Origin of the sequence: Protofrankia sp. CiP1_Cm_nod2 (genome assembly GCF_920664355.1) — a bacterium.
Classification (GTDB): domain Bacteria; phylum Actinomycetota; class Actinomycetes; order Frankiales; family Frankiaceae; genus Protofrankia.
The window spans coordinates 4,138-5,748 of sequence record NZ_CAKKTL010000300.1 but is presented as its reverse complement, the minus strand read 5'-3'; the positions used below and the strand labels follow the sequence as shown (position 1 = coordinate 5,748).

Below are 1,611 nucleotides of genomic sequence, written 5' to 3'. Positions count from 1 at the left end.
CGAACTGACCGCGACGATCACACCCCGGGACGGGGATGGCTGACCTGGCCGTCGAACTGTACGGAACGCGGGTAGGTGTGCTCACCGGCCCGTGGCGCACCTTCGACTTCGTCACGGACCCTGGCGCGGCCGCCGAGTTCGGCATCGACAGTACCATCCTGTCGGTGGCAATCCCGCCGGAAGCTGTCAAGTCACGTGAGACAGCTGGTCGTGACCCGGTGCTCTCGGACGAGACAGGACCCGAAGCCCACGGCAGCGTCCATCCAAGATCTTATTGCCTTCAGAAGCCCTTTGGCCACATCAGTCAATTCGCCCTACAAGGCAAGTTTGCCTGCTCCCTGACCTGGCCTGCTGGTTTGCCGGTGCCCCCAGGCATCAACGGTTATGATGCGCATCTTCTGCTCTACGGTGAGTGGCCGGCCGGGGCGGTGGGCCACTCACGGAAAAGCAGCTGCCATCATGAGGCGGTGAGCGCGGGGGACGTACCGATACCGAAGTCACAACAGGCGACAGCATAGTCACGGTTTTTATCAGCTACACCGAAGTGGACGAACCGTGGGCGGTGTGGATCGCCTGGCAACTGCGGGAGGCCGGCTACCGGCCCCGGCTGCAGGCCTGGCACTCGGTCCCCGGCAGCAGCTTTGTCGGCTGGATCAACGCGGAGCTCACCGCCGCCACCTGCGTACTCGCGATTCTCTCCCCGGCCTACGAAGGCTCGAGATGGTGCGGCGTCGAGCTGACCGCCGCCCTCGCCGACGCGGTCAGGGGAGACCGGAAGCTGATCCCTGTCCGGGTCGCCGCCTGCGAGATGCCGTCACTGATGCGGCCGTTCGGCCGAATCAGCCTGGTGGACCGCTCCGCCGCCGAGGCCCGGCATGCGCTGCTGACCGGGCTGGGCGCGGCCATCAACGGTGAAAAGCTGCCCACGGCCCCACCAACTCTATCCCGGTACGGCCGCTGGCGGCGGGTCGCCCCCAGCGTATCCGGGGCCGGACGACGAGCAGCTGACCGACCGTCTGCTGGACCTCGTCACCCAGGCCTGCCGGTCACGCTACCCGGACGCCCTCGTCGAGCAGATCACCCGCGGCGGGGGCATGCCGTATGTGAGCATGGACGGCCAGCGCGACGGGGAGCGGCGACGCTGGCCGGTCGCGGTCAGCGTCGAAACGCCGGGCTTGGACGTAGTGACCACTTTCCGCGAAAAGATCATTGAACCGGTCTACCGGCCCATGGACCCGTGGGTGGGCTCCGAACTGGTTCATCTCGGAAAGCCGGCGGCGGAGGAGATCCGCCGCCCTCCATCCCCTTCCGGATGGTGAATGGGCCACCGTCCTGCCGGATGGGAAGTACAAGACCTCCGGTGGGGACGTCCGTCCACTGCTGTGGTGGGCGGTCAAGCTCCGGAGGTTCGAGCTCGGCGAGCTCGCCGAGCTGGATCCCGCGTACCAGCCACTCGACCCGGACGCGCCCATACCGGGGCTGGGTCGAGTCCCCCGCGGGACGCCGCCGGCGGCACAGCCGCGAACGCCGCCCCAGCCATGGTGGCGACGGAGAACAGGCAAGCGACAGCGTCGATCTTCTTCTTGATTACGACGTCATTACGGTGCTGGC

Annotated in this window: 2 protein-coding genes and 1 pseudogene; all 3 read left to right on the top strand. The window is 67.2% G+C overall.

Annotation, left to right across the window (positions count from 1 at the left end; genetic code table 11):
• The first annotated feature begins 35 nt into the window (after window positions 1–35).
• The 3 genes and pseudogenes from NBW84_RS22100 to NBW84_RS22095 all read left to right on the top strand — a co-directional run bounded on the left by NBW84_RS22100 (window position 36) and on the right by NBW84_RS22095 (window position 1,319).
• Window positions 36–518, top strand: coding sequence for a hypothetical protein (locus tag NBW84_RS22100; protein ID WP_250287068.1), 483 nt, complete (start codon window positions 36–38; stop codon window positions 516–518).
• Window positions 515–862, top strand: a pseudogene (locus tag NBW84_RS24610) (toll/interleukin-1 receptor domain-containing protein); the annotation flags it as partial. The gene NBW84_RS22100 and the pseudogene NBW84_RS24610, both read left to right, overlap by 4 nt.
• A gap of 49 nt (window positions 863–911) precedes the next feature.
• Window positions 912–1,319: a hypothetical protein gene (locus NBW84_RS22095; protein ID WP_250287065.1), complete on the top strand. Its 408-nt coding sequence runs from the start codon at window positions 912–914 to the stop codon at window positions 1,317–1,319.
• The last annotated feature ends 292 nt before the right edge of the window (window positions 1,320–1,611 follow it).

Bases quoted from the DNA above. Each gene is read 5' to 3' on its own strand.
- NBW84_RS22100 (WP_250287068.1), top strand. From the start codon at position 36: ATGGCTGACCTGGCCGTCGAACTGTACGGAACGCGGGTAGGTGTGCTC.